This is a genomic window from Rhizobacter sp. P2_H2 (genome assembly GCF_056403375.1).
Window position 1 is genome coordinate 1 of record NZ_JBFUFP010001274.1, and the last position, 1395, is coordinate 1395.

Annotated in this window: 1 pseudogene; it reads right to left on the reverse strand. The window is 68.2% G+C overall.

Annotated elements, in window-relative coordinates:
- Positions 1-1395 (reverse strand): annotated as a pseudogene (locus tag AC1D15_RS32285) (hypothetical protein); the annotation flags it as partial.

Sequence of the window (1395 nt, forward strand, 5' to 3'; positions counted from 1 at the left end):
AGCGCTCTTGTAGAGGATGCTGCCCAGCGCGTTGTATTGCAGGCTCACCGTGCGCACGAGGCCGTTGATCGCAGGAGCCGCCACCGTGTAGCGCTGCAGCCGGCCGAGCGCGTCGTGCTCGAAGTTCTCGGTCACCGCGCCGGTGCTGCCATCCCCGTTCGCATCGTTGCGGTTCGTCAACCGGCCCAGGCTGTCCCACACGTAGCCGTGGTTCAACACGTCGGCGGCGTTGCCCTTGCCTGCCATCAGGCTGCTGGCCCGGCCGGTGGCCGCCTCGTGGCCGGACTTGCTCACCACCGAGCTGCTGTACCGTTGCTGCTCCAACTGGTCCCACGCGTTGCAGGCCTGCGCCTGCCACAGCACTGTGCCGGCCGGCAGCGTGACGTTCGCACCCGGTGTGCCGCCCGGTGTCGCGGGCAGCGGGCTCACCGTCACGGCGGTTGCCAGCGACACACTGTTCAGGAATCCTTTGGGCGTGTAGCCGTAGTTCACAGTGAGCCCGGTCGGCCAGGTCTGCGTCGCTTGCCGGCCGTTCGCGTCATAGCTCAGCGCACTCGCGAAGCTCGGCCCATTGGCGATGTCGGTCCGCGTGCTGGTCAACCTCCCCAGGCTGTCATACGCCCACTGCCGAYKGATGCCGGTGCTGGTGCTCGTCKCRCACAGCTTGCCGATGCCCATCARGCAGCTGTCGTAGGTCCAGGTGCTCYGGTAYTCCGCCTCGATGCGCTGCGTCATCCGCCCGAGCACGTCGTAGSCCATCGTCGTCTGGCCGCCGCGCTGCTTCTGCARCGGGTTCTGCTGCCACACCGGCTGSCCCAGCGCGTCGTAGCGGTACTCGATCACCCCGGCGTCCGGGTCGATCAGCTTGAGCTTGTTGCCACGCACGTCGTAGCTGATCTGCACCGTGTTCTGCAGCGCGTCCTTCGTTGCCACCAAGTTGCCGAACGCGTCACGCTGGTGGACGAGTTGCGCACCTTGCGCATCAGTGATGCGGATAGGCCGGCCTTCGACGTTGCGCTCCTCGCGCCGCGTATGGCCCTGGTCGTCGGTCGTGGTGGTCACCAGCGCTCCGTAGGCCAGGCTGGACACCCGCGCCCGTCGCGTGCCGTGGTGGCCGAAGCTCACGCCCGGCTGGCTGCCCTGGGGGTCGGCGGTGTAGACCCGGACCGGGCGGCCCATCGCGTCGTACTCGGTGCGCGTGAGGCCCCTGTCGGCACTGCCTGCGCTCGTCGACGAACCGCTGTCCAGGAAGTACGGCTGCGTCTGCACCAGCACCTGGCCCAGATCGCCGTACTCGGTGTCGGTGACGATCAGCCGGCTCGTGCCGCCGGGTTGCGTCGGTCCGTCGAAGGCTTCGGTCACATGGCGCAGCAGCCGACCTGCGCGGTCCAGGTA